This window comes from Bordetella tumulicola, assembly GCF_054779135.1.
This window is the reverse complement of sequence record NZ_BAAGYU010000006.1, coordinates 659,830-685,367: the sequence shown is the minus strand read 5'-3', so window position 1 is coordinate 685,367 and position 25,538 is coordinate 659,830. Positions and strand designations below refer to the sequence as shown.

General features: G+C 59.1%; 28 protein-coding genes, 2 tRNA genes and 1 pseudogene. 24 read left to right on the top strand and 7 right to left on the bottom strand.

What is annotated here, in order from left to right; translation table 11 throughout:
• Positions 1-41: 41 nt before the first annotated feature.
• Together ACYVDM_RS07200 and mutM are read right to left on the bottom strand one after the other, a co-directional pair.
• Entirely contained in the window at positions 42-995 is a 954-nt protein-coding gene (locus ACYVDM_RS07200) for an MBL fold metallo-hydrolase (protein WP_415791793.1), read from the bottom strand.
• A gap of 133 nt (positions 996-1,128) precedes the next feature.
• Entirely contained in the window at positions 1,129-1,956 is an 828-nt protein-coding gene (gene mutM / locus ACYVDM_RS07195) for a bifunctional DNA-formamidopyrimidine glycosylase/DNA-(apurinic or apyrimidinic site) lyase (RefSeq protein ID WP_415791791.1), read from the bottom strand.
• On the opposite strand from mutM, the pseudogene ACYVDM_RS07190 reads away from it, so the two are divergent.
• From ACYVDM_RS07190 to modC, 14 genes and pseudogenes are all read left to right on the top strand, one after another.
• Positions 1,955-3,852: pseudogene (locus ACYVDM_RS07190) on the top strand (tetratricopeptide repeat protein). The gene mutM and the pseudogene ACYVDM_RS07190 overlap by 2 nt on opposite strands.
• A complete protein-coding gene (lolB, locus tag ACYVDM_RS07185) occupies positions 3,849-4,427 on the top strand; it encodes a lipoprotein insertase outer membrane protein LolB (protein ID WP_415791789.1) in 579 nt (192 codons plus the stop codon). The pseudogene ACYVDM_RS07190 and the gene lolB overlap by 4 nt, the downstream one beginning before the upstream one ends.
• On the top strand, positions 4,424-5,353 hold the full coding sequence (ispE, locus tag ACYVDM_RS07180) for a 4-(cytidine 5'-diphospho)-2-C-methyl-D-erythritol kinase (RefSeq protein WP_415791787.1): 930 nt from the start codon (positions 4,424-4,426) through the stop codon (positions 5,351-5,353). Before lolB ends, ispE begins: the two co-directional genes overlap by 4 nt.
• A gap of 1 nt (position 5,354) precedes the next feature.
• Positions 5,355-5,431, top strand: a tRNA-Gln gene (locus tag ACYVDM_RS07175).
• Between the two features lie 147 nt (positions 5,432-5,578).
• On the top strand, positions 5,579-6,529 hold the full coding sequence (locus ACYVDM_RS07170) for a ribose-phosphate pyrophosphokinase (RefSeq protein WP_415791785.1): 951 nt from the start codon (positions 5,579-5,581) through the stop codon (positions 6,527-6,529).
• A 137-nt stretch (positions 6,530-6,666) separates the two neighbouring features.
• Positions 6,667-7,287: a 50S ribosomal protein L25/general stress protein Ctc gene (locus ACYVDM_RS07165; RefSeq protein ID WP_415791783.1), complete on the top strand. Its 621-nt coding sequence runs from the start codon at positions 6,667-6,669 to the stop codon at positions 7,285-7,287.
• A gap of 141 nt (positions 7,288-7,428) precedes the next feature.
• Positions 7,429-8,025: an aminoacyl-tRNA hydrolase gene (gene pth, locus ACYVDM_RS07160; protein WP_415791781.1), complete on the top strand. Its 597-nt coding sequence runs from the start codon at positions 7,429-7,431 to the stop codon at positions 8,023-8,025.
• A 4-nt stretch (positions 8,026-8,029) separates the two neighbouring features.
• Positions 8,030-8,791: a CPBP family glutamic-type intramembrane protease gene (locus ACYVDM_RS07155; RefSeq protein WP_415791779.1), complete on the top strand. Its 762-nt coding sequence runs from the start codon at positions 8,030-8,032 to the stop codon at positions 8,789-8,791.
• Positions 8,792-8,917: 126 nt separating this feature from the next.
• Entirely contained in the window at positions 8,918-9,847 is a 930-nt protein-coding gene (locus ACYVDM_RS07150) for a siderophore ABC transporter substrate-binding protein (protein ID WP_415791777.1), read from the top strand.
• Between the two features lie 219 nt (positions 9,848-10,066).
• Entirely contained in the window at positions 10,067-10,561 is a 495-nt protein-coding gene (locus ACYVDM_RS07145) for a type III secretion system chaperone (RefSeq protein ID WP_415791775.1), read from the top strand.
• Positions 10,562-10,570: 9 nt separating this feature from the next.
• Positions 10,571-11,347 carry a hypothetical protein gene (locus tag ACYVDM_RS07140; protein ID WP_415791773.1) on the top strand — a complete coding sequence of 259 codons (777 nt, stop codon included), beginning with the start codon at positions 10,571-10,573 and terminating at the stop codon, positions 11,345-11,347.
• 79 nt (positions 11,348-11,426) lie between these two features.
• Positions 11,427-12,191 carry a molybdate ABC transporter substrate-binding protein gene (gene modA / locus ACYVDM_RS07135; protein ID WP_415791771.1) on the top strand — a complete coding sequence of 255 codons (765 nt, stop codon included), beginning with the start codon at positions 11,427-11,429 and terminating at the stop codon, positions 12,189-12,191.
• Between the two features lie 12 nt (positions 12,192-12,203).
• Complete coding sequence (gene modB / locus ACYVDM_RS07130) at positions 12,204-12,881, top strand: molybdate ABC transporter permease subunit (protein WP_415791769.1); 678 nt, start codon at positions 12,204-12,206, stop codon at positions 12,879-12,881.
• An 18-nt stretch (positions 12,882-12,899) separates the two neighbouring features.
• On the top strand, positions 12,900-14,018 hold the full coding sequence (gene modC, locus ACYVDM_RS07125; protein ID WP_415791767.1) for a molybdenum ABC transporter ATP-binding protein: 1,119 nt from the start codon (positions 12,900-12,902) through the stop codon (positions 14,016-14,018).
• 101 nt (positions 14,019-14,119) lie between these two features.
• Here modC and ACYVDM_RS07120 read toward each other — a convergent pair whose 3' ends face one another.
• The gene (locus ACYVDM_RS07120; protein ID WP_415791765.1) at positions 14,120-15,019 is read right to left on the bottom strand and encodes a LysR family transcriptional regulator; all 900 of its coding nucleotides are present in this window, start codon (positions 15,017-15,019) and stop codon (positions 14,120-14,122) included.
• 106 nt (positions 15,020-15,125) lie between these two features.
• On the opposite strand from ACYVDM_RS07120, the gene ACYVDM_RS07115 reads away from it, so the two are divergent.
• The 8 genes from ACYVDM_RS07115 to ACYVDM_RS07080 all read left to right on the top strand — a co-directional run bounded on the left by ACYVDM_RS07115 (position 15,126) and on the right by ACYVDM_RS07080 (position 22,794).
• Complete coding sequence (locus ACYVDM_RS07115) at positions 15,126-15,995, top strand: amidohydrolase family protein (protein ID WP_415791762.1); 870 nt, start codon at positions 15,126-15,128, stop codon at positions 15,993-15,995.
• Positions 15,996-16,051: 56 nt separating this feature from the next.
• Positions 16,052-16,600 carry a hypothetical protein gene (locus ACYVDM_RS07110; protein ID WP_415791760.1) on the top strand — a complete coding sequence of 183 codons (549 nt, stop codon included), beginning with the start codon at positions 16,052-16,054 and terminating at the stop codon, positions 16,598-16,600.
• Positions 16,601-16,602: 2 nt separating this feature from the next.
• Positions 16,603-17,154: a carboxymuconolactone decarboxylase family protein gene (locus ACYVDM_RS07105; protein WP_415791758.1), complete on the top strand. Its 552-nt coding sequence runs from the start codon at positions 16,603-16,605 to the stop codon at positions 17,152-17,154.
• Positions 17,155-17,230: 76 nt separating this feature from the next.
• Positions 17,231-18,031, top strand: a complete 801-nt coding sequence (locus tag ACYVDM_RS07100; protein WP_415791756.1) for an SDR family NAD(P)-dependent oxidoreductase — start codon at positions 17,231-17,233, stop codon at positions 18,029-18,031.
• Positions 18,015-18,968, top strand: coding sequence for an SMP-30/gluconolactonase/LRE family protein (locus tag ACYVDM_RS07095; RefSeq protein ID WP_415791754.1), 954 nt, complete (start codon positions 18,015-18,017; stop codon positions 18,966-18,968). The genes ACYVDM_RS07100 and ACYVDM_RS07095 overlap by 17 nt, the downstream gene beginning before the upstream one ends.
• Before the next feature lie 78 nt (positions 18,969-19,046).
• Positions 19,047-20,057: a Bug family tripartite tricarboxylate transporter substrate binding protein gene (locus ACYVDM_RS07090; protein WP_415791752.1), complete on the top strand. Its 1,011-nt coding sequence runs from the start codon at positions 19,047-19,049 to the stop codon at positions 20,055-20,057.
• A 154-nt stretch (positions 20,058-20,211) separates the two neighbouring features.
• On the top strand, positions 20,212-22,608 hold the full coding sequence (locus tag ACYVDM_RS07085; protein WP_415791750.1) for an AsmA family protein: 2,397 nt from the start codon (positions 20,212-20,214) through the stop codon (positions 22,606-22,608).
• Positions 22,609-22,718: 110 nt separating this feature from the next.
• A tRNA-Lys gene (locus ACYVDM_RS07080) sits at positions 22,719-22,794 on the top strand.
• Between the two features lie 154 nt (positions 22,795-22,948).
• On the opposite strand, the gene ACYVDM_RS07075 is transcribed toward ACYVDM_RS07080, so the two are convergent.
• The 3 genes from ACYVDM_RS07075 to ACYVDM_RS07065 all read right to left on the bottom strand — a co-directional run bounded on the left by ACYVDM_RS07075 (position 22,949) and on the right by ACYVDM_RS07065 (position 24,548).
• Complete coding sequence (locus ACYVDM_RS07075; protein WP_415791748.1) at positions 22,949-23,218, bottom strand: helix-turn-helix transcriptional regulator; 270 nt, start codon at positions 23,216-23,218, stop codon at positions 22,949-22,951.
• A 98-nt stretch (positions 23,219-23,316) separates the two neighbouring features.
• Positions 23,317-24,192, bottom strand: coding sequence for an ImmA/IrrE family metallo-endopeptidase (locus ACYVDM_RS07070; protein WP_415791746.1), 876 nt, complete (start codon positions 24,190-24,192; stop codon positions 23,317-23,319).
• Positions 24,189-24,548, bottom strand: a complete 360-nt coding sequence (locus ACYVDM_RS07065) for a helix-turn-helix domain-containing protein (RefSeq protein ID WP_415791744.1) — start codon at positions 24,546-24,548, stop codon at positions 24,189-24,191. Before ACYVDM_RS07065 ends, ACYVDM_RS07070 begins: the two co-directional genes overlap by 4 nt.
• Before the next feature lie 132 nt (positions 24,549-24,680).
• On the opposite strand from ACYVDM_RS07065, the gene ACYVDM_RS07060 reads away from it, so the two are divergent.
• Together ACYVDM_RS07060 and ACYVDM_RS07055 are read left to right on the top strand one after the other, a co-directional pair.
• Complete coding sequence (locus ACYVDM_RS07060; protein WP_415791742.1) at positions 24,681-24,965, top strand: DUF3892 domain-containing protein; 285 nt, start codon at positions 24,681-24,683, stop codon at positions 24,963-24,965.
• A 31-nt stretch (positions 24,966-24,996) separates the two neighbouring features.
• A complete protein-coding gene (locus tag ACYVDM_RS07055) occupies positions 24,997-25,182 on the top strand; it encodes a hypothetical protein (protein ID WP_415791740.1) in 186 nt (61 codons plus the stop codon).
• A gap of 141 nt (positions 25,183-25,323) precedes the next feature.
• Here ACYVDM_RS07055 and ACYVDM_RS07050 read toward each other — a convergent pair whose 3' ends face one another.
• Positions 25,324-25,536, bottom strand: a complete 213-nt coding sequence (locus ACYVDM_RS07050) for a DUF2274 domain-containing protein (RefSeq protein WP_415791738.1) — start codon at positions 25,534-25,536, stop codon at positions 25,324-25,326.
• Positions 25,537-25,538 lie beyond the last annotated feature (2 nt).

Below are 25,538 nucleotides of genomic sequence, written 5' to 3'. Positions count from 1 at the left end.
GTGCGCGGGCCTGGTGCGGTGCGGGTACTGGGGCAGATGAATCAGCCTTCCAGTTGTTTCCACATCTCGATGTCGCGCTTGTCGGTCCAGATGCGCGGGTCGTCGTAGCCGGTTGCTTCGTCGTAGGCACGGGACACGTCGAAAGGCATGCAGTGATCGAAGATGACCCAGTCGCTATAGCGTGGCTGCATGAAGTCGTACACCTCGCGGTAGATCGTCTTCAAGTCTTTGCCCTGGGCCGCGCCGCGGTTGACCGCGCCATACAGATCCGTCAAAAAGGCCCGCGTGCCGGCCAGGCCCTGGCGGACTTCGGTGGCGTTCTTCAGGGAGGGACCACGACCCGGGACCATTTTTTCCGCACCGAACTCGGCGAGGGCGTCCAGCGTGGTGGGCCAGTCACGAAAATACGCATCGCCGCAATAGGGCGTGGACTGGTATTCGACCAGATCGCCTGCGAACAGGATTTTTTGTTCGGGTAACCAGGCGATGGTGTCGCCTTTGGTGTGACCGCGGCCGACTTGCAGCAGGTGGACTTCCAGATTGCCAAGGTTGACCGTCATGGCACCCTGAAAGGTCATTGTGGGCCATACCAGGCCGGGCGGGATCGACTCCGCATTGCGAAACAGGCGGGGAAAACGTCCGATCTCGCTTGCCTTGTCCTGCTCGCCGCGCTCGGCGATCAGGTCGTACGTATCGCGGCTGGCCAGGATTTCCTGGGCGTTGTAGGCCGATGCGCCAAACACCCGGACGGCATGGTAGTGCGACAGCAGGATGTACTTGATTGGTTTGTCGGTGACTTCGCGGATACGGCGGATGACGTCCTGAGCCATCACGGGCGTTGCCTGCGTGTCTATCACCATGACTGCCTCGTCGCCGATGATCACCCCCGTGTTGGGGTCGCCTTCGGCGGTATAGGCATAAGCGTTGTCGGAAAGTTTGTCGAACGACACGACTTTGTCAGTGAGGTCGGCGTGCGAGGCGAATTGTTTGCTCACGATGTCTCCTGTTTTAGGGGCGGCCATCGGGCCGTTCTGATTGGGATACGGCCAATATAGTTCGTGATTCGTTTTTGTGCAATACGTTTGCTATAGACGAATTTATGGCCATACAGGCAATCCGCCAGGCCTCTCAGCGTCGTTGGCAGCTCGGGCAGTAATAGGTCGCCCGCTGGCCCTGGACCAGTCGGCGGATAGGCGTACCGCAGACCCGGCAGGGTCGGCCATCGCGCTCGTACACTGCCGCATGAATCTCGAAATAGCTGCCGGGCTGGCCAGTGGCGCTGACATAGTCGCGCAACGTACTGCCGCCCGAGGCCAGTGCGTCGCCCAGCGTCGCGCGTACGCAATCCGCCAATCGCGTGCAGCGCGCCCGCGAGACACGGCTGGCGGGGGTGCGTGGATCGATGCCGGCGCGAAACAGGCTTTCCGAGGCGTAGATATTGCCCACGCCCACCACGGCGCTGCCGGCGAGCAGGGCTTGTTTGATGGCGATGCTGCGACCTCGAAACTGCTGATGCAGCCAGGCGCCGTCAAACCGGGGGTCAAAGGGTTCAATGCCCAGCTTGGCCAGCAAGGGATGGGACATGATGGGCCCATCGTTCTCGGGATGCCATAAGACGGCGCCAAAACGGCGCGGATCGTGCAGCCTCAGGATGGCGTGATCAAAGACCCAGTCGACGTGGTCGTGTTTGAGCGGGATGTCGCCGGCCAGCACGTTGCGCAGCGATCCGGACATGCCCAGATGCACAATCTGGGTACCATGCTCAAAACGTAGTAACAGATATTTGCCGCGGCGCGCGCATTCCAGTACGGTCCGCTCGGACAGCAACGCAGGTAGATCGTCGGGGATGGGCCAGCGCATACGCGATTCGCGCACGACCAGGCGACGCAGTGTTTTGCCCGTAATCACGGGGTCAATCCCGCGGCGGGTGGTTTCGACTTCGGGGAGTTCCGGCATGAGCCAGTGTAAGATGATCAAACGTGTACAGATGATTGTGCCATCAACCAGGCGGGTCGTGTGAAGTCGTCATTCAAATCAGCTCATTTCCTACCTACGATACTGACGTTTGCGCTGGCGGGCTTGTTGCCCCTGCCGGCGCTGGCCGCCGATGCCGTTCCGGGCGATGCGACGGGGCCACGGATGTCAACGAAGCCACGGGTGCCGGAAACGCAAATTATCCGCTTGCGTCCCGGGCAGTTGCCTTATGTTTCGCTGACGGCGGACATTTTTTTTCGCGTGATGGCCTCCGAGGTCGCCGCGCAGCGCGGCATGTACGATACGGCGGCCGCAACGCTATTGACCCTGTCTCAGGAAACCGGAGATCCCCGGTTGGCGCGTCGTGCCCTGGAGTTCCAGTTGGCCGGCGGCAATTTGGGCGGGGCACTCGAGGCCGCTCGCACTTGGTCGCGACAGGCTCCCACCGACATCGAAGCCAGCTCGACCGAATTGGCCCTGGCGGCTGCCAATGGCCAGACCGCCGGATTGGCGGCGGCGTTACGCAAGCGTATTGACGCTTCGCCGGACAAGCCCTTTGCGATCGGACAGGCGCTGGCGGTAATTGGTCGTTTGAATGACCGCCGCCTGGCGCTGAAGATTCTGGATGAGTCGTTCAGCCCCGAGGTGCGCAAGCTGTCCGAGGCGCATCTGGCACTTGCCGATATCGCCCAGGCCGCCGGGGAAAGCGATCGGGCGGTGGCAGAGGCTCGCGCGGCATTACAAGCGGACCCCGACTCGGAAGCCGCCGCGCAACGGGTATTGGAGTATGGCGCTCTGGTCGATCCCGGGCGCGCGGAAAGCGAAGCCCGCGCCTTCCTGGTCAAGCATCCTGACGCGCGCAAAGTGCATTTGTCTCTGGCGGGCATGTTGGCCGACCGTGGCGATTACGACGCGGCGCTCGCCGAGTTGCAGGCGATGGCGCGCCGTTCGCCCGAGGACTTCGACCTGCTTTACATGCAAGCACAACTGGCCTACAAGGCCGATCACAAAGATCAGGCGCGCTTGTTGCTGCAAGAGTATCTCTCGGTGCAAAACCAGCGTCAGGAGTCTATCGCTGAAGGCGCGAGCGATGCCGGTGCGGCCGAGGCCGACGCCCGCGTGCTGTTGTCCCGCATCGCCGAGGACCAGGGGCAATACGACGAAGCCATTGCGCAACTGAATCAGATTGATGATCCGGCGCTGCGTTATTCCGCCCAAATGCGCCAGGCCGCACTGCGGGCCAAGCAAGGACGCATCGACGAAGCCTTGTCCATGGTGGATGCGGCGCAACCGAACGACGAAGAAGACCAGATACAAGGGGTGCTGACCAAAGCGCAGATCCTGCGCGATGCCGATCGCATTGACGATGCGGTAAAGGTCCTCGAAATCGCTAATCAGGCCCAGCCCGATACGGTCGAAATCAAGTACGAACTGGCCATGCTGTACGAACGCCAGGAGCGCTACAAGGACCTGGAGGCGCAACTGCGTCAAGTTATTGCGCTGGACCCCGAACACGCACACGCCTACAACGCGCTGGGATACACGCTGGCCGATCGCAATGAGCGGTTGCCCGAGGCGCTTGATCTGATTACGCAGGCTATGGAGTTGTTGCCCGATAATCCGTTCGTCCTGGACAGCATGGGCTGGGTCAAATTCCGCATGGGCGATAAACAGGCCGCCGCGGATTACCTGTCTCGCGCCTATGCCCAGCGGCCCGAGCCTGATATTGCTGCGCATTGGGCCGAAGTGCTGTGGTCCGGCGGCCAGCGCGCCCAAGCCCAGGAACTGCTGCAGGCCGGATTCAAAAAAGATCCCCAAAATCGCACGCTGATTGATACGGCCAAGCGGCTGGGCGTACCGCTTGGAGGGGCTCAATGACCTGGGGCTTCGCAACGCTGCGTACGTGGCTGGCCGTGGCGGTATGCGCAGGCGTAGCCGCCTGCACGAGTGTGCCTACCGCGCCACCGGGCACCGCCGATGGTGCGTTTTCTCGCAGTGGGCGTTTTGCCATCACCGTGACCGAGGCGGACGGGCAGCAGCAGGCCGTGCAAGGGGGCTTTAATTGGCAAGACGATGGTGATCGCTATCGACTGGATCTGACGAGTCCGTTGGGGTCTATTCAGGCGCGAGTCGAAGGCCGTCCCGGACATGCCACGCTGACCAAAGCGGATGGTGCGGTATTCGAGGCCTCGAGCCCTGACGCTCTGGCTGAAGAAGCCCTGGGCGGTCCAATACCCGTATCTCATTTGCGCGACTGGATGCGTGGTCGCGTTGTAGAGGGGGCGGCGACGGACTTGCAGCGTGACGAGCTGGGTCGTCCCGTGTCGTTCCGTCAGGCTGACTGGCAGGCGCGTCTGTCTCGTTACGACACGCAAGGCCCGGGATTGCTGGTACTGCAACGTGTAGAGCCGGGGCGTCGCATTTCCGTGCGGCTGGCCGTCAATGAACCATGATGTATGACGTCCCCGCGCCGGCCAAGCTGAATTTGTTTTTACATGTGGTGGGCCGTCGCGATGATGGTTATCACCTGCTGCAAACCGTGTTCCGGTTTATCGATCTGTGCGACACCTTGCATTTCGAGGCGCGTGGCGATGGCCGTATTGAGCGCGTTTCCGACCTGCCGGGTGTGCCTTCCGAGCAGGATCTCACCGTGCGTGCCGCCCGTGCATTGCAGCAGGCAACGGGAACACGCCAAGGCGTGAGCATCACGCTCGAAAAACAGATCCCCCAAGGGGGCGGGCTGGGAGGCGGGTCGAGCGATGCCGCCTCGACACTTATCGCGCTGAATCGCCTGTGGGGCACCAGCCTGTCGCGCCGCGAGTTGATGGCATTGGCCCTGCCGTTGGGCGCGGATGTACCTGTCTTCGTATTTGGACAGTCGGCATTCGCCGAGGGCGTCGGGGAAGACCTCACGCCACTGACGTTGCCGCCCGCCTTCTATTTGGTGGCCCAACCCGACGTGAGTGTGCCTACGGCTAATATTTTTTCCGATCCGGATTTGACAAGGAATTCTTCTTCCGTCAAAATAACGGACTTTCTTGCTTCACAAAATTTTGGCACAGGTTCTGCACAGCAGGCAGCGCCGGGATTTTTTGGCAGAAACGACTTGGAACCGGTGGTTTACCGCCGCTATGTGGAGGTCTCACAAGCAGCGCAGTGGCTATCGGGACATGGCATACATGTCCGCATGTCTGGGTCTGGTGCGTGTTTGTTCGCCCAGTACGCCACTGCGAAACAGGCCGTTTTGGCAGAGCGGGAAATTACCGCTACAATGCGCGTCGCTGGTGAATTAACTGGCAACTCGCAGGCAGGATTCAGGTTGATACGGGTGTGTTCCGGGTTAACTGAGCATCCGTTGCGGAATTGGGTTGCAAGATAGTTGGGGAGTCGCCAAGCTGGTTAAGGCACTGGATTTTGATTCCAGCATGCGAAGGTTCGAATCCTTCCTCCCCAGCCAAAAAAATACATAAAAAAGCTGTTGAACACGCCCGTCAGACACTGGCCTCAGTTCAGCAGCTTTTTTATTTGCCGATTTCGGCAAGATTGATTGCACACGGCAATACACGTTCTCGCGTCTTCACTGACCATCGCAGCAGCTTCTATCATGGCAAACGATAGCTTCATGATCTTCACCGGCACAGCCAATACCCGGCTGGCCGTAGACGTTGTCAACCATCTTGATATGTCTCTCGGGAAAATGACCGTTGGCCGTTTTTCCGACGGCGAGGTCATGGTGGAGATCAACGAAAATGTGCGTGGCAAAGACGTTTTTGTTTTGCAGCCCACCTGTGCCCCGACCAACGACAACCTGATGGAAATCATGGTCATGGTCGATGCGTTGCGCCGGGCTTCGGCAGGCCGGATTACCGCCGCCATCCCGTATTTCGGTTACGCCCGCCAAGACCGTCGCCCGCGCTCCGCGCGCGTGGCCATCTCGGCCAAGGTCGTGGCCAACATGTTGCAAGTCGCGGGCGTTGACCGCGTGCTGACCATGGATTTGCACGCCGATCAGATCCAGGGCTTTTTCGACATTCCGGTTGACAACATTTACGCCGGCCCGATCTTGCTGGGCGATATCTGGCGCCGCGATTTGTCCAATCTGGTGGTGGTGTCGCCTGATATTGGCGGCGTGGTGCGTGCCCGTGCCCTGGCCAAGCAGCTCGAAGCCGATCTGGCCATCATCGACAAGCGTCGTCCGCGAGCCAATGTCTCCGAGGTCATGAATATCATCGGCGAAGTCGACGGTCGCACCTGCATCATCATGGATGACATGGTCGATACCGCCGGCACCCTGTGCAAGGCCGCCCAGGCCCTCAAGGACCGTGGCGCTGGCGCCGTCTACGCCTATTGCACGCACCCTGTGCTCTCGGGTGGCGCGATCGACCGTATCGAGGCTTCAGAGCTTGACGAACTGGTCGTGACCGACACGATTCCGCTGTCCGAACAAGGCCAGGGCAGCACCAAGATCCGCCAGTTGTCGTGTGCGGCGTTGTTGGGCGAAACCATTCTGCGTATTTCCAACGCCGAATCGGTCAGCTCGCTGTTCGTCGACTGAGTTAACGCTTATCGACCCCTATTTCGTATTTGCTCGCCTGCTGGTCGCGGCAGGCGCGTAAACAACACGGTCCGCGCGTCGCGTTCCGTGTCACTTAACAGGCAGTTTTGCGACTGCCAGTCTGTTTGGAGTTATCCATGAAATTCACTGCCACTGCGCGTAGCGTCCAGGGTTCGAGTGCGAGCCGCCGCCTGCGCCGCGCGGGTCGCGTTCCTGCCATTGTTTATGGCGGTAAGGCTGCCCCCGTAAACGTTGAACTCGACCACAACGAAATTTTCCACGCCCTGCGTAAAGAACAATTCCACGCTTCGATCCTGCAAATGCAATTCGAAGGCAAGGAAGAACCCGTTCTGTTGCGTTCGGTTCAATGGCACTCCTACAAGCCGCAAGTTCTGCACGTTGACTTCCAACGCGTCGATGCCGGTCAGGCCCTGCACACCAAAGTGCCGCTGCACTTCATCAACGGCGACGAGTCGCCCGCGGTCAAACTCAGCAGCGCCGTGATCAGCCATATCAACACCGAGCTGGAAATCACCTGCTTGCCGGCGGCTCTGCCCCAGTTCATCGAAGTCGACCTGAAGAATCTGTTGGCCGGCGCTTCGGTGCACTTGGCCGACATCAAGCTGCCCAAGGGCGTCACGTACGTGCCGCACGGTGGCGAAGCCAACCCGCTGCTGGCGACGGCTGTGGTCAAGGGCGGTGGTGCTGGTGCCGCTGACGAAGACGCCGCTGACGCTGCGCCTGCTGCTGAAGCCTAAGTTCCATTAACCCGACCTGCGTCGGGTGTCGGGCTAAAACCCTGCGTGTGCGTTAGCATGTGCAGGGTTTTTTATTGCCGGGCCGCCTGGGTTTTTGTATGCGCGACGGCTCGGTAGCCTTTCCCCTTTACTATTCTCACCATGTCTACTGCCATCCGCCTTATCGCGGGCTTGGGTAACCCAGGCCCCGACTACGAAACCACTCGCCATAACGCCGGTTTTTGGCTTGCCGATCATCTCGCAGATGATTTGCGTGCCCAATTCAATCTGGAAAAAAGTTTTTTCGGCCTGGTTGCCAAGGCGCGTCATGCGGGCGAGAACGTATTGCTGGTCAAGCCGATCACCTATATGAACCGGTCTGGTCAATCCGTCGGCGCCCTAGCGCGGTTTTACAAACTCGCACCCGAACAGGTGCTGGTGTTGCACGACGAACTGGACTTGCTGCCCGGGCAGGTCAAGCTCAAACAAGGGGGCGGGCACGCCGGCCATAATGGCCTGAAAGATATTCAGGCTGCATTGGGCAGTCCCAATTTTTGGCGCTTGCGTATCGGTATCGGCCATCCCCGGACCCTGGGGCTGGCTCAACAGGTCGTGGATTTTGTGTTGCATCCACCGCGCCGCGACGAACAAACAGGGATCGACGAAGTCATCCGTCGTTGCCGTATCGTCGTACCGGCCATGCTGGATGGCGACTTTGATCTGGCCACACGCCAATTGCACAGTGGCAACACGGCCTGAATTGATGAGTACTCCTTTGGCGCCATCGCAAGGAAATCTCCGCTTTCGCCAAGAGGTCGCCGATTTCTGGCAGTTTTTACAGCAGCCGGATTTGAGACGATTGCCTGGGCGTCGTACCGGCAGCGGCTTGTCCTCCGATTGGTGGCCGGGCCTGCCTTTCGGGCGCTTGTTCGCGTGGGCTTGCGTCTTGTGGGCCCTGAATTTTGTCGCGTTGGGGCCGATTGCTGTGATCGCGGCCAATTCGGGCGGCGCGGCCCATCGTATCGACCCCGCCGCGATTCCTTGGTTGACAGCGATCCTGTGGGCACCTCTCATCGAAGAAATGCTGTTTCGCTATGGCCTGCGTCGACCTGGACAGGTGTTATGGGTGTGTCCCGCCATGTTGCCGCCACTGCTGTGGGGCGCGCAGGGGTGGACCTTGGCGTGGGTGGGTATGGTGATCGTGCTGGCCTGCTTGCCGCTACGCCGTGGCCGGATCAAGCGCACGGGTTGGAAAATGGAATGGCGCCGGTACTATCGCTGGCGCTTCCCGTGGGTTTATCACCTGTCCGCCCTGGTGTTTGCCGGGGTACACCTGAGCAATTTCCGGTTGACTGACTCGGCCTACTGGATGCTGCCGCTGCTGGTGTTGCCGCAGTGGTCTGCCGGTCTGGTGGTGGGATGGATGCGCGTGCGGCGCGGCATAGGCGCGGCCATGTTGTTGCATGGCATGTTCAATGCCGGCCCGGTCCTGTTGATTTTCTTGATCATGCGCTGGACCACGTAACGCGGTGCAACATGTGTTGTTTAGCTCTTTGTAAGCTGCCTTGGGTTTGCCGATATACTTGATATTGACAATCAATATCATTATTAAGCAGTGACGGCCCCCGTCGCAACAAGGAGTACTACCGCTGTGAAACCCTGGATTTTGTTGGCAGGATCGGTTTTCGCCTCTTTCTCGTCGTTTGCGTTCGAGTTACCGCATGACGAGGTCGCATTAACACTGCCTACGACGCCCGAAAAAATCGTGACCTTCGATTTGGGGATTCTGGATACCTTGCATGCCCTGGATATCCCTGTCGCCGGGGTACCGAAATCGACCTACGAAGGGGGGCTAGCGCCGTTTAGCACGACCACCGTCGTTGGATCGCTGTTCGAGCCCGACTATGCCGTCTTGAAAGAGATCAAACCGGATCTTATTTTCGCGGGTGGCCGTAGTCAAAAGGCGATCCCGGAGCTAGAGAAAATCGCACCCACTGTCAGCTTTACGGCCGACCCGACGGCATTTTTGTCTTCCGTCGAGACCAGCACCAATGCCATCGGCAAAGCTTTTGGCAAGCAAGCCCAGGCAAGCGCAGCATTGGCCAAGCTCAATGGCGCGGTTGAGCAATTGCATGCGGCCAATCAAGGTAAAACCGGTGTCTTTCTCTTTGCCGTCAAAGGCAATGTGATGGCTCACGCGCCTGGTGACCGGTTCGGCTACGCGTACGAACTGTCGGGTTTGAAATCCGTCTTGCCGGCCAACGATCCCAACACGCCGTCACAGCCGCGCCCCGAACCGGGTTCGCCCGAAGCCAAAGCCGCCACGGCCAAGCGCGCCGAGACCCTCACCGCCGCGGTAAACGCAGACCCCGATTGGTTGATTGTTCTGGATCGCGGCGCCATCAATGGTGGTGAAAGGACGGCGGCACAAACCCTGGCCAAACATCCCGAGTTGAGCCAGACGCGCGCGTACAAGACCGGGCATGTCTACTACGCCGATCCGAACGGCTGGTATATCGTGACGACCGGGCTGTCGAATTTGCAGACAATCAGCGCAGACATGCTGAAGGCCATGAAGTAATAGCGGGCCATCTCGTTAACACCTAAAACGCACAAGGCACGCTGGCGCTTGGGCCGGCGTGTGACGACGTACGCGCAGATTGGGCAAACATGTTGCTGAGTGACCCGCTGCGTATTTTGGTTTCCTGATCCAGGTCATGGGCTGCCTGCAATTGATGATTGGAACTTGAAGCTCTCCGCAGTTACTTAGTCTGCAGTCCAACTCTATTTGGCTGTAGACATGGCAATCGATTCCGTGGCGATACTACGTAGCTGGGGGAGCCGCCTGGAGCAGGCCCTGGGTATTCCGATCTGCCTCGATGATAGCGGGGCCATGGTTCTCAAGACCAAACAGGGCCAGGCGCTGGGTATTACCCCCGTGCCTGGGCATGGCGTGTTGGTATTTACAGGAATACTCGGTATCGCCGACGCGTCGGTCCGGGTGGATACCTTACTGGCGTTGCTAGCCCTCAATATGGCGCCGAGCTGTTCCGGCATGGGGTGTGTGGGACTGGCGCCCGATACCCGGGAGATCGCGTTGCGATTGAGTTGGGTGCCTGCACCGGAAAATTGGACCGAGCAGGCGTTCGCCGCTACGTTGACCGCGTTTGTCGAGCATATCGACGCGTTGGCGACTGCCATCGTCAGCGGTGACATCGAGCAAATCCTGACAGCAACGACATCGATCGATGTCTCCCCCGCATCCCCGGACACGGGTCCCATTGCGCTTGTGTGACGAGAAAAAATGCAAACCGCCCCCACGATAACGCCGGTGTTGGCGCCGTTTTCTCCTGATACGTCCATGATTGACGCTGTGAAAGGAGGGACGGGAGACGCCATGAAGACCGCGGCTGCGGCATTGGCGCTGGAGCCCGTCGCGCATACGAGTTACGACACGTTGTGCACCATCGGCAGTATCACGCTGGATTCCACTTTTGCCGCCTTGAACGTGGTGGGAAGCGTTGTCGCATTCAGAAATTGCCTGAATGGCAGTTTCATCAGTCTCGATGGCGTGCTGTTTATTACTTGCAGCATTAACGCGGTTGCGTGTCTTGATCGTATAGTTGACGCTGCGGTTCAAGTGGGCATTGGCATCGGAAGTCACGGTCTCGTGACGAGTGGCTTGGTCAGCTCGGTCAAGCTCGTGTCGAAATTGAGTCAAGGCGACATGCTGGGTGCCACTGTCACGGGCGCGAAATTGGTGGCCACGCTGGCTCTGACAGGACATCCGGTCGTGTTGGGAATCGTGATTGCCGTCGATTTGGCCTATTCATACTCCCATTTAGTGTTGCCGGCGCCGATGCCGTGGAACCGTACACAGCAGATGCCTCCATTACCCGGCGGTATTCAGGAGCCGTCGACGTCTCCATTATCGGACGGCGTAGAGGAGCCGTCGACGTCGCGATTGTCGAATGCAGAGGAAGGACTGTCGATGCCGCCATTACCCGACGCTGAGGAGGGGCAGCCGACGTCTCCCTTGTCGAATGTCGCGGAAGGGCCGCCGAGATTGGCGAGCAGTTAGGCGCCATCGGCGTGGGGGAATATTTTCGTTATATAGTATTGTATATAGCGAAATTCTCAATCCTTGGAACCCCCCTGCCATGCGTACTTTGTGCCCTGCTGTTCTGGTAGCGACTGGCTTGTTTTCCATCGCCACATCGACCCTGGCGGGCGAAGTGCAAGTCGCCGTCGCGGCGAACTTTACTGCCCCCATGCAGGCGATCGCACAGCAGTTTGAGCAGGATACCAGCCACAAGGTCCTCGCGTCCTTTGGGGCGACGGGGCAGTTTTACGCACAAATCAAAAATGGCGCGCCGTTCGAGGTGTTTCTGGCGGCGGACGACGAGCGCCCGGCCAAGCTCGAGGCCGAGGGCCTGACCGTGCCGGGGTCGCGTTTCACGTACGCCGTGGGGGCGCTGGCGTTGTGGTCTGCCAAAGCCGATTATGTCGATGATCAGGGCGCGGTGTTAAAGCAGGATACGTTCCGGCATCTGGCCATTGCCAATCCGAAGGCCGCGCCGTATGGCTTGGCCGCCACCCAAGTCATGGCAAAACTGGGGCTCACCGACACGCTGAAGCCGAAAATCGTTGAAGGGCAGAGCATCGGCCAAACCCTGCAGTTCGTGTCGTCCGGCAATGCCGAACTGGGTTTTGTCGCACTATCGCAAATCTTCAAGGACGGTAAACTGAACGGTGGGTCGGCCTGGATGGTGCCCAGTTCGCTGCATGACCCTATCAAACAAGATGCGGTCGTCCTGGACAAGGGTAAAGGCAATCCCGTCGCCTCCGCGTTTGTCGAGTATCTCAAAGGCCCCAAGGCCGCCGAGATCATCAAATCGTACGGTTATCAATCAAGCGGCCAATAAAGGCAATATTGCATGCCCCTGGACTCTGCCGACGTTGCCGCCATTTGGCTGACGATTCAACTTGCATCGTTGACGACGTTGTTGCTGTTGCTGGTTGGCACGCCAATCGCCTGGTGGCTGGCGCGCACCCGCTCGCGCTTCAAAGGGCCGGTGGGTGCCGTCGTCGCGTTGCCGCTCGTTTTGCCGCCCACGGTGTTGGGGTTTTACTTGTTGGTCGCGACGGGCCCGCACGGCTGGGTGGGGCAGGCGACGCAAGCGCTAGGCCTGGGAATATTGCCCTTCACGTTTAGTGGTCTGGTCGTGGCCTCGGTGATTTACTCCCTGCCTTTTGTCGTGCAGCCCTTGCAGAACGCGTTCGAGGCTATCGGTGTTCGCCCTCTCGAGGAGGCGGCTTCGTTGCGCGCCAGCCCGCTGGATTGCTTCTTTTCCGTGGTGTTGCCGCTGGCACGCCCGGGATTTATCACCGCCGCCATCCTGGGTTTTGCCCATACGGTGGGCGAGTTCGGAGTGGTGTTGATGATGGGGGGCAATATCGAGGGCAAGACCCGTGTCGTGTCCGTCCAGATTTTCGATCATGTGGAGGCCCTGGAGTACGAACAGGCGCATTGGTTGTCGGGCGGCATGGTGGTCTTCGCGTTTGTGGTGCTGCTGTTGTTGTATACGCGACGGCGTACCTCGCCACTGTGGTGATGGAGCGTCAGGTCGGACATGTCACTCTCTGATCAGGCTGCTCTCTCGTCGAACACGGGCATCGAAGCGCGCTTTCGGGTGGATTACCCTGATTTTTCGCTGGATGTCGATCTACACTTGCCCGGGCGCGGCGTTTCCGTGCTTTATGGACATTCTGGTTCAGGCAAAACAACCTGCCTGCGCTGCATTGCTGGTTTAGCGCCTGTCACGCAGGGCTATTTACGGGTCAACGGAGAAGTGTGGCTCGATACCGAGGCCGGCGTCGCCGTGCCCACGCATCGGCGTTCGCTGGGATATGTCTTTCAAGAGGCCAGCTTGTTTTCGCACCTGACGGTGCAGCGCAATCTGACGTTCGGCCTGAAGCGCATTCCCGCGGTGCAGCGCCGCGTGGATCTGCGTCAGGCGACGGAGCTGTTGGGCATTACGCATTTGTTGTCTCGCATGCCCGCGGGTTTATCGGGTGGCGAGCGTCAGCGGGTCGGCATCGCACGCGCGCTCCTGACCAGTCCGAGCTTGTTGCTGATGGACGAACCCATGGCGTCGCTGGACATGGCGCGCAAGCAAGAAATTTTGCCCTATCTCGAGCGGCTGTACGACGAGCTGGACATCCCGGTGATCTACGTCAGCCATGCTCCCCAGGAGGTCGTGCGCCTGGCCGATTATCTGGTGTTGCTGAGCGAGGGCCGTGCGTTGGCCAGCGGCGACATTGCCCAGATGCTGACGAGGCTGGATCTGCCCTTGGCCCGAGCGGATGACGCTTCGGTCGTCGTCGAAGGTGCTGTCACGATGTTTGATGCCGACTATCAGTTGATGGCCGTACAGTTGCCGGGCAGCAGTGCTTGCCTGCGTGTCGTGCATCCATCGTTGCCGTTGGGCTCTACTGTCCGGCTGGCCGTCAAGGCCCGCGACGTCAGTATCACGCTGGTGCATCCCGAACAAAGCAGCATTGTGAATGTGATCCCGGTGCGCGTGCAGGACATGGCGCCGGCGGATCATCCTGATCATATTCTGGTGCGATTGGATGCCGATGGTACGCCTTTATTGGCGCGGATCACCCGTTATTCACGCGATCAACTAGGGCTGGCGTCCGGCACACATGCCTGGGCGCAGATCAAAGCGGTGTCCGTGTTGGTCTGAGGGTGGCATCGTGCTCGGATAGAGCGGCAGCATGCAAACTCATGAGCACGCAAGCATGCAAACACGTGAGCACGCCGTCACGCCATCACCCGAAAACATCGTCAGGCAAACAGTTGTTTCATGTCCAGCGCGCGAATGATGCTGGCGGTCGACTCGACGAAAGGCGGCAGCGTCTGGCGTATGGGGGTAGCCAACGTCAGGTTGTTCATGATCACGGGGTCGATGATCTCCGAGCAAATCAAGTAGTCTTGCCCTTGCATATCATTTAACGCGGAACGCGGCAGAATGGTGTACAGGCTTTCCTGGGTCATGGTTTCCAGGATGGTGTGCACGACGTCGACTTCGGCGGCGATATCCAGCGCGACACTGAGATCGCGGCATGTCTTATCGACGAGTGCGCGAATCGTATTGGGCGCGCTGGGCAAGACCAGCGGGTAGCGGCCCAGATCCCGCGCACGCACGCGTGGTGGCGGAGCCGGCCGACAGGATTTGCCGTACGCCAGCACGAGGTCCTCGCGGTACACCGACTCATATCGCACGAGTGTCGAGGGCGGCGGATCGTACAGCAAGGCCAGATCGACCCGATCCTTGACCAGCCATTCGTTCATTTCCAGGCTGAGCCCTTCAGCCAGGGTCAACGCGGCATGGGGATGTTGCCGGCGAAAGGACTGCACGATGTGCGGGGCCAGTCGGCGCGCGACGCGATGCGGCATCCCCAGGCGTACCTTGGCCTGCGAGGTCGATGCATAGGCGCGCATATCTTGTCTGGCGTGTTGTGCCAGATCATCCAGCGCCTGGGCGTGCGCCAGAAAGCGCAAGCCGGCGGGGGTGGGTTCGACCCCCCGACCCGTGCGGATCAACAAGTGATGGCGCAATTCGGCCTCTAACAATTGAATCTGCCGGCTCAGCGAGGGCTGCGACAATCCCAGCACCTCGGCGGCACGGGAAAGGCTGCGCATCTCGCAGGCCACAATGAAATAGCGGATTTGTTTGAGATCCATAGAGGCAATGGTATACGTTTTTTCTATATCAGAAGTCCACTAGACCCCATTGCCGGGGTCGCGCCGGCTGCGCATCATGAGGGGTCACGATAACGAAGCGATCCCTATGCCCGATTGCGCTGCCCCGCTCGCCCAGATCACCCCTGCAAGCCAAGTCTTGCCTGCACAGGCTTGCGATAGTCATTTCCATGTATTTGGCCCGGCCAATGTCTTCCCATACGCCGAAGGGCGTCCCTATACGCCGCCAGATGCCCCATTCGAACAGTTGCGTCAGTTGCATCAGCAACTCGGATTCAGCCGAGGTGTCATCGTGCAGCCCGGTTGCCATGGCTACGACATGTCGGCCACGCTGGACGCGCTGGACAAGGGGGCAGGGCAATACCGCGCCGTGGCCCTCGTGGCGCCTGATGTGAGTGAGCAGGACATCGCCGAACTGGATCGGCGCGGCGTACGTGGCGTGCGCTACAACTTTGTCGCGCATTTGGCCAATGGCGGTTGGGATGAGTTGGCACGTGTCGTGCCGCGTATCGCGCCATTCGGATGGCATGTGTGCATTCATTCGGACCAGGCATCGCTGATGGGTTTGTTGCCGCGCCTGAAAACGTTGCCTATCCCGTTTGTCATTGATCACATGGGCCGTGTGGCGGCTGCCCAAGGCGTCGCTAATGAAGCATTTCAGGCGCTGCTGGCGCTGCGGGACCAGCCGAATGCCTGGATCAAAATCTCAGGATTGGATCGCGTGTCGAGCCAGGGTAAACGGCCTTTCCAGGATGCCGAGCCCTTGATGGCGGCCTTGCTGGACGTCATGCCGCAGCGCCTGCTATGGGGCACGGACTGGCCCCATCCCAATGTGGCGGGCGACATGCCGGACGATGGTGAGTTGCTCAATACCTTTCTGCGCTTGTGCCCGGATCCTGCCATGCAGCGCCAGATACTGGTGGACAACCCGCAAGCGTTGTACCGATTCGCTCCCTGAGCGCGCTGCCGTTCATCACGAAATCCCTAACCTCACACACCACAAGTATGGAAGCAATGCTGATCAAATTTCCGGAAGAGACCTTGGACACCACTGCGTTGCTGGCCTTACCTGGCGTGACGCAAGCGCATGTGCACATCTATCACGCAGCGGACCACCGTGAAACCTATGCCTGGTTAGCGGCTGCGATTGATGTGCCGGCGTTGCAGGCTGTGCTGCGTGCGCGGCATCCGCAGGCCCAAGTGGTCAACCTGACTTTGACGACGGACGTCGCGGGCCACTCCACGGGACAGGCCGCTGCCTGGTTTTATGTGGTTGAAACCGATATCAAGCCGGGTGCCGAAGCCGATTTCGATCAGTGGTATGAAACCGAGCATTTGCCGGGATTGGCCGCCGTGCCAGGTACTGTGCGTGCGCGGCGCTACGTCGCGCAGGTAGGCTCGCCGCGCTTTTATGCTTGCTATGACTTGGTGGAGCGCGAAACGTTTGGATCGCCGTCATGGCTAGCGGTGCGCGCCACGCCCTGGAGCGACCGCGTTCGCCCCAATTTCGTGAATACCAAACGCACCATGTTTCGCTTGGTGCAAGAACCGACAAAGGCCTGAATATGCCCCGATTGAATCCACCCGAACTGGACAATATGTCCGACCATCAGCGTCGCATCTATGACGCGATTGCCTCGGGGCCACGCGGCAAAGTGCGTGGGCCATTGGCGATCTGGCTGCATCGTGCGGGCCTGGCAGAGCACGCTCAGGCGCTGGGGCAATACTGCCGTTACGACTCTAGCCTGAGCCCTCGTCTATCCGAATTGGCCATCCTGACGATGGCGGCATGGTGGGAGGCCTCATTCGAATGGTGGGCGCATCATCCCATCGCCGTGAAGGCGGGACTGGATGCGACCGTCGCCGAACAGATCCGCGTAGGCGATGAGCCGGTGTTTTCCCAACCCGATGAGTCGGTGGTGTATCGATTCGTGCGTGCCTTGCTGCAGAAGCGTCGTGTCGAGGACGCGTTATATCAAGAGGCGATAGAAGTGCTCGGGACTGATAGCGTGGTGGACCTGGTCGGGGTCGCGGGTTATTACACCTTGATTTCCATGACGATCAACGTGTTCGACATCGGTCCTCCGGATGGCAGTACGGTCAGCTTTGCGCGTTGATCATCGGCAGACAATTTTTCATGCGTCGGATTTTTACGGGTCATTGACGCCATAACAACACTACGAGAGACACAACATGACAGGTCGTTTACAGGGCAAGGTGGCTATCGTCACCGGCGCGGGGAGCGTTGGTCCGGGTTGGGGAAATGGGCGCGCAATCGCCTATCGATTCGCGCAAGAGGGCGCACGCGTTTTTGCCGTGGACCGCGATGAGTCCGCCATGAAGGAAACGGTTGAGCGGGTGCGCGAAGCGGGGGGAGATATCTCCACGTGGTGCGCCGATGTGACGGATACCGACGCGGTGAAAGAGATGGTGCAAGCCTGCGTCGAATCGCTGGGCCGCGTCGATATTCTGGTCAATAACGTGGGCGGTTCACGCAAAGGCGGTCCGGTCGGTTTAGACGAGGCGGCGTGGGATGGCCAGATCGACTTTAACTTGAAGAGCGTGTATCTCGGTTGCCGACATGTCTTGCCCGTGATGCAGGCCCAAGGGGGTGGCGTCATCGTCAACATTGCGTCCACTTCCGGTATCCGCTGGACCGGCTCGGCGCAGGTCGGCTACGCCAGCGCCAAAGCGGGTGTCATTCAGCTGTCACGCGTCGTGGCCGTGGAGCACGCCAAGCAGAATATTCGTTGCAATACGGTGATCCCCGGGCAAATGCATACCCCCATGGTCGAAGTACGCCTGGCCGGTCAACGCGCGGGCGGCGATGTAGAGCAGTTGTTGGCGCAGCGACAGTCGCGCATTCCGTTGCCGTTCATGGGTGACGGGATGGACACGGCCAACGCCGCCTTGTTTCTGGCCTCGGACGAGGCGCGGTTTATTACCGCTACGGAAATTGTCGTTGATGGAGGCATGAGTGCACGCTGCGATTGATGGGGCACAGCCCACCCGCTATCCCGACCCCGCCGTTATTACGCTGGATCCGCGTTTCGAGAAACTTGTGTTGCCGCTCGCGGCCGTCGAACGTTTGGCGACGGGGTGTCGCTGGGCCGAGGGGCCGGTATGGTTTGGCGACGGCCGTTATTTACTCTGGAGCGATGTTTCCAATGATCGCATCATGCGCTGGGATGAGGTCAGTCAGCAAACGCATGTCTGGCGTCATGGTTCGGGCAATGCCAATGGCAACACCCGGGACCGGCAGGGCCGCTTGATCACCTGCGAGCACCTGGGCCGTCGCGTGACGCGTACCGAGCATGATGGCCGCGTGACGGTATTGGCCGATCGATACCAGGGCAAGCGGTTGAACTCGCCGAACGATGTCGTCGTAAAGTCGGATGGGTCGATCTGGTTCACCGATCCTCCCTTTGGCATCATCGGTTATTACCAGGGCGAGAAAGCGGAGCAGGAATTACCCGCCGCGATTTATCGGATCAGCCCTGACGGCAGCGATATAACGTTGGTGTGCGATACCGTCCAGGGCCCTAACGGGCTGGCGTTTTCGCCGGATGAGCGGCACTTGTACGTGATTGAGTCCCGGTCGCGTCCGCGCAATATCCTGGTGTTCGACGTGACCGAGGATGGCGGGCGTCTGGAGGCATCTCGAGTGCTCTTTGATGCGGCCGACGGTACGCCCGATGGCTTTCGCGTCGATATTGAAGGCAATCTTTGGTGCGGTTGGGGCATGGGATCCGCCGAACTCGACGGTGTTCGTGTGTATTCCCCTCAGGGTGAATTGCTTGGGCGTATCGCCTTGCCTGAGCGTTGCGCCAACTTGTGCTTTGGCGGCAAACACCGCAACCGCCTTTTCATGGCGTCATGCACGTCGATCTATTCCTTATACGTCAACACGCAAGGGGCGACCACCCTGTAGGGCGTGTCTGACGTTCATTTCATTTTGTCGAACTCGCCGCACCTCAGACGGCAAACCATAATCAGACAGGAGACCACCGTGTTTCATCTATCCCATTCACACATCGCCAAGCGCCTGACCACCTTGCGCGCGCCCGTTCGCCGTTTGATCAAATGCATCGCCGCCACGACGTTGGGCATCGCCGCTATCGGGGCACATGCCCAAGACAGCACCAGTCTGGTTGTCGCATTCCCTGCGGGCGGGCCTGCGGACTCGCTGGCCCGCATTGTCGCCGCGCAGCTAGAGAAAGAACTAAAGCATCCCGTGGTCGTCGAGAACAAACCCGGTGGCAATGGCGCGATTGCCGCGACCGATGTGGCCCGCGCGCGTCCTGACGGCCACAAGTTGTTTGTGAGTTCGGTAGGGGCCATCTCGATCAATCCCGGCTTGTATCCCAAGCTGATTTACGACCCCATCAACGATTTCCTCCCCGTCTCGCAGTTGGTCTCCGTTCCCGAGGTGCTGGTAGTGGGGCCCAACAGCCCCTATGTGGACGCTCAGGCTTTCGTCAAGCAAGTCAAAGGCGAAGGCTTGTCCATGGCCTCGTCGGGGGTCGGCAGCATGCCGCACATGGCGATTGCTCAGCTCAAGCTGGCCACAAAAGGCAACATCCTGCATGTGCCCTACAAGGGGGCTGCGCCTGCCATCACCGATACCATCGGTGGTCAGGTAGCGGGCTTTATCGGCGACGTGTCCGGGTTGATGCCGCATATCAAATCGGGCAAGGTCAAGGCGTTAGCCATTGCCGCGGCCAAGCGCTCGCCGGTATTGCCCGACGTCCCCACCTTTGACGAGTTGGGTATTCCGAATGTCTATGCTAACAACTGGTATGGCGTCTTTGCCCCAAAGGACACGCCTGCGTCGACGGTCGACTCGTTGAACGCCGTGTTCGCCAAGGTGCTGGCCTCGCCTGAAATGAAAACCTACGCCGAGTCAACGGGCGTTGAGTTGTCTCCCACGACACCCCAGGCTTTTTCGGATATCGTCCGTGGCGATGCCAAAAAATGGGGCGACTTGATCCGTGAAGAAAACATCACCGTCAACAACTAATGCACTGAAGAAGAGGGAGCACCGTTGTCGCGTCAGGTAGATTTAGAAAAATTCGTATACATTCTTAGGCATTGATTCCCTCCGCGGCCTATATCCTGAAAAGGAAAGGGACAGCTGGGCTGCATGAGACGGGTCGGGCAAAGGAGTGAGCGCCATGACGCGAACGAAAAAAGTCGTGATCGGATTGGGCGCCGTCATCGTTTTATTGGTGGCGGCCCTGATTATCGGCATCGCGCTCTTCAATTGGAATTATCTCAAGCCCACCATCAACATGAAGGTCTCCGAGGCCATCGGACGACCGTTCGCCATCAATGGCGACTTGACCGTTCAATGGCGGCGCTCGGCTGACGAACCAGGATGGCGTGGCTGGGTGCCTTGGCCACATGTGGCGGCCAACGACATCGCGGTGGGCAATCCTCCCTGGGCACAGTTTCCCGACATGGTCACGCTCAAGCGTGCCGAACTCAGCCTGTCGCCGGTGCCGCTATTGGCGCAACGCGTGGTCATTCGCAATATTCAATTGACCAGGCCGAGCGCGAATCTGGAGCGTTTGAGAGACGGGCGCACGAACTGGCTGTTCACCTTTCCAGAAGGCAGCGGTGAGACAGAGCCCTCTGCCTGGGTGATCGATATCGATCAAATCGGTTTTGACCAAGGGAAAGTTGCGTTTCGTGATGAAACGCTACAAGCCGACGTTCAGGCGAAAATTGACCCACTTGGTAAGCCGATTCCATATGAAGCGATCGCCGGCGGCGGCAAGGATGAGGAAAAGCAGCAGGAGTCGAAAGAGCAGAAGAAAGAAAAGGCCACAGGGGGCCAGGTGTCTGAAAAAGAAAAGACCGCCGACGCCAAGAAAACCGCCGACGCCAAGACGACAGGCGAAAGCAAGCAGACTCCTGACACTCAGAAAGCGTCGGACGCCAAGCAGGTCGCTGATACCCAGAAGACGCCTGACGTTAACAAAACCAGTGACGCCAAGCCCCCCGTTGACGCGGACAAGACCCCTGACGCCGCGACCAGGGCAGCACTGGCCGCTAAGCCGCCCGCCAGTGGCGAGGATGGTGTTCAGGGGGCGGCAACCCCGGTGCCGGTATCGAAGAAGGCCGCGGTGCGGGACGATTACGTCTTTGGCTGGAGCGTAAATGGACGCTACAAGGACCTACCCCTAAAAGGGGAAGGCAAGATCGGCGGCATGTTGGCCATGCAAGATCCCAATCGCCCTTTTCCCTTGCAGGCCGACGTATCCATCGGCAGAACGCGTATCGCCGTGATAGGCACCTTGACCGATCCCGCGAACCTCGGGGCCCTGGATCTGCGTCTGGCACTCTCGGGCGCCAGCATGTCTGACCTGTATCCCTTGACCGGTGTGACTTTGCCCGATACCCCCCGCTATTCCACCGACGGGCGTCTGGTGGCACGTCTGAAAAACGAAGGGGGGTCGGTCTTTCACTATCAAGACTTCAACGGCAAGGTCGGCGCCAGCGATCTACACGGCGATATGACATTTCGCGCCGGCGCGCCGCGTCCCAAGCTCACAGGCAAGCTGAGTTCGCGTTTGCTTCGACTCCAGGACCTAGGGCCTTTGATCGGTGTCCAGCCAGGCAACCAGAAGAAGACCGCCGCTAAAGAGGAGAAGAGCGATAAGGCAAGGTCGTCAGGCAAGGTCCTGCCCACGCAGGAGTTTCGGACAAATCGTTGGCGTGACATGGATGCCGATGTGGCGCTGTCGGCTGATCGGATTATTTATGACGAAAAAAAACCTATCAGCAAACTCGACGTACACCTGGTGCTCGACAACGGATTGTTGACCCTGGATCCGCTGCGCTTTGGGTTCGCTGGGGGCACGATCAACACCAATCTGAAACTGGATGGCGCCAAGACCCCCATGGATGGTCGCGCAAAGATCGGCGTACGCGGGCTGCGCTTAAAGCAGCTGTTTCCCAATGTCGAATCCATGAAAAAGGCGCTGGGCCAATTGAACGGAGACGTTGCCTTAAGCGGCACGGGCAACTCGGTGGCCGCGTTGCTGGGCACCGGCAATGGCAATGCCACGGTGCTGGTCAATGATGGCGTGATCAGTAGAGGGCTGATGGAAATCGCCGGGCTGAATGTCGGCAACTACGTGATCACCAAGTTGTTCGGCGACGAAGAAGTCAAGATCAACTGCGGTGCCGCCGACCTGCAAATGAAGCAGGGCGTCATGACGCCGAAAGTCTTCGTCTTTGATACGGAGAACGCCATTGTCAGTATCGCGGGCAATGTCAATTTCAAAAACGAAACCCTGGATCTGGATATTTCACCCGAGAGTAAAGGGGTGCGGCTGTTCTCGTTGCGCTCTCCCTTGTATGTGGAGGGGACGTTTGCCGATCCGAAGGCTGGCGTTCAGGTCTTGCCCCTGGTCGCCCGTGGCGCAGGGGCAGTGGCGCTAGGCGTGCTGCTCACACCGGTGGCCAGTTTGTTGGCATTGGTCGCGCCAAGCTCCGGCGAGACCGACGAGCAGTGCGGTGCGATGCTGAAGCAAATACGCGAGCCCGCGAAGGGGAAAAAGTAAGTCCATGGGGCTCCGCGCGCCAAGCAAGATACCTGCCTTGAAAAAAGCATGTATAATCTTCGTCTCACTTGCTTGGGGCCTGTCAGTTTTTAGGGGTTCCAAGTTCAAGCGGGCTGTTAGCTCAGTTGGTAGAGCAGCGGACTCTTAATCCGTAGGTCGAGTGTTCGAGCCACTCACAGCCCACCAGAAATATCAAGGACTTAGCGAGAAATCGCTAAGTCCTTTTCTATTTCCAGCCTCTTCGTGTCCGACATGTGTCCGAAATTTCTCCATGTCGGATGAATGAGACGTGGCGAGACGCTATGATGCCGAGCCACTGACCGTGTGGCGCTCCGCTTCATCATGCTGGCCTTCGCGCCAAAGAATGGGACCTCGGCTGACAAGGTGGCTCAGTGGTATATCCCTGAGGGTCGTCAATCCAGGCTTGCAATGATGAGGGTGTCCAGCCGCATGCTCGCCCACCCAAATGCACCGGATGCGGAAATTTGCCGTCCGCGATGCGCCGGTACAACGTCGCCCGGCTCAATGCAGTAATGCGTAGCACGTCGACAATGCGGTAGAACGCCGGTCGGCGGTGCGATGGGCTATCGTCCTGATCGAAATGAGGCATGGCTGACTCCTGTGTGTACAGGCCGATCAGATTGCCTCAAGCGGTCTCGATGCCAAACCCGCAGGGGCGTAGTCAAGCAAAGCGCGACCTCGACCGCCTTAACGCTTGAAGCGCGGTGTCCAGGACTTGATAAGATTGTTCTCATCCTCTTCTTCTTCGGGGTCCGGAAGGTCGATGCCGTAGAGCACTGTCAGGGTTTTTCCGTAACGGCCTAGCCCTACTACGTCTTCGCTAATTTCAATGTGGCGCTTGCCGCCAAACCAGTGTTGGAGGTTTGAGGTCTCTTCCTGACGTACTCCATGCTCAACATTGGCAGGAACTTGGTTGAACGCGAATGTTGCGGTATTGCGTGGTACCCCTTCGCGTTTCTTAAGCCAGTCGATGCCATCAAGTTGTTTTAGCGCCTCGGACATGAAGCAGTGATCGATGACTCCGCCGCGACTGACGATGATAGCGACGGGATCGCGGGCGCATTGCGTGTACCTGATAGCGGTGGCATGTAGGGAGGTCTTACACAAGGTCGCGAGAGCCTCGATCGCCGCGAGCCCCTCTCCAGCCCTGTCAATGGCGGGAAAGAACAAATGCCGTGGCATCAGTAGACCCGCTGCGAAGCGATCGGCTTCGGCCTCATATTTGTTGCCGGAGTTAAAGCCCGCGCGTGAGAGGTGCATTCCGGTCTCGCCCTGGATGACGGCCTCGACATGGCCAGGCATGAAGTAGTGCCCCAATTCATGGGCTATGCTGAAATTCTCGAAACCTTCGTTCTGCAGGTGCGTGGCATAGGCAATGGCGAAATCATTCCCCAGGCGGACTAGCATTCCCGAGCACCCTTTGTCCTCGACCGGTTTAGCCTGAACGACGATTTCGCGCTTCTCTGCAATTGTGCACGGATTGATCGGAAGGGCCGTAACCCCCATGCCTTTGACGATCTGTTCTGCGGCTTGTGACGCAAAGGCGTAGGGGTCAGCGCTCATTTTTTTCCTTTATCTTCGGCGCGTTTGGCGAGCATCGTGATGAGATCGTCTGCCATCTTACGATCGGACCCATCCAGGGCTTCGTAGTGACGGTGGAGCCTGTCGGCCCCGGCTAGATCCTTGAATTCGGCAACGCGGCCCAAAAGGTAGTCGGTTGTCACATCGAGGGCATCGGCCAGGTATCGGAGGTTGTCGAAGGACGGCTTGCGCGTTCCGGTTTCAAAGTGGGAAATCGCTGAGGACTGCATGTTGGCCTTTTCGGCCAATTGGCTTTGGTTGAGGCCGCGATACTCGCGCGCCGTTCGCAACCTCTCCTGAAAAACAACTGCTGGGGATAGGGGGGTTGACTGAGACATGACGATACCGTATAGTTTGTGTTGACTAGTTCGTCATGGCCCTTCGGGCCTCTCTTTTGGCCGGGGGCTTGACGAATTCGTCATATTCTAGATGACGCTCCCGGCGCTGGCAAGCACAGAAAGGAATCTGCCATGGCTGACGCCCAAGTAACCTGTATTACGAAACCACATCCGCAAAGCACTCACGAACACATCACGCATCTCGGTAACCCCGGGCGCTGGACGTGGACGCGGGAGCAAGTGATCGAAAGCATCGAGGCCAAGACCAACACGTTCTTCGTGTTGGACCCAGAAAACGGGAAGCGCGCTGATATCGGCGTGGTTCGCGAGTCGGGGAAAGCCCCTTATGTCCGCACTTACGCGGATGGTCGGTGGAACAACAACCTGTTGTCGCTGAACCAGTGCCCCCTGAACTAACTAACGCCAATCTGACCAGAAGGAGGTTTCCATGGCGACGACGAAGAAGCCCGGTGAAAGCACCGGAAACAAAGGCGGGATCTACCAAGAGGTTGGACCCCGTGGCGGCAAGCAACCGAACTACACGACTGTTCCCGATAACCGGCAGATGCCGCCGACCACCAAGCCCGGCCATGCCTGGACACCTGTGAAGGTAACTCCCACCAGCGACCGATGAGGGATAGCGAAGTGCTTTTCCGGGCGGCTTTGGCCGCCCTTTTTGCTCGAAACCTTTAACTCTTGAATGATATGTCCGGAGCTTGCCGGGGAAAGGGGTCACCTCGCCGTAGTCTCGGAATGCAGCGTGGCATATCTCCGCCTAACTTTTCATGCGTCTGAATCCCCGATCGCTCTCGATGAATCTCGCCAGCATGTACGGAATCAACACCTCAGCATTGACCTTCTCACCGTAAAGCTGGGTGTGCTCGGTCGCATATCGCTCCAATTCATCCCTCAAAGTTGCCGATAGACTGATAGTCATTTTCACGGCCTGCTGCTTGGGCAGCGGCCCAAGGCGTAGCTTGTTCGCCATCG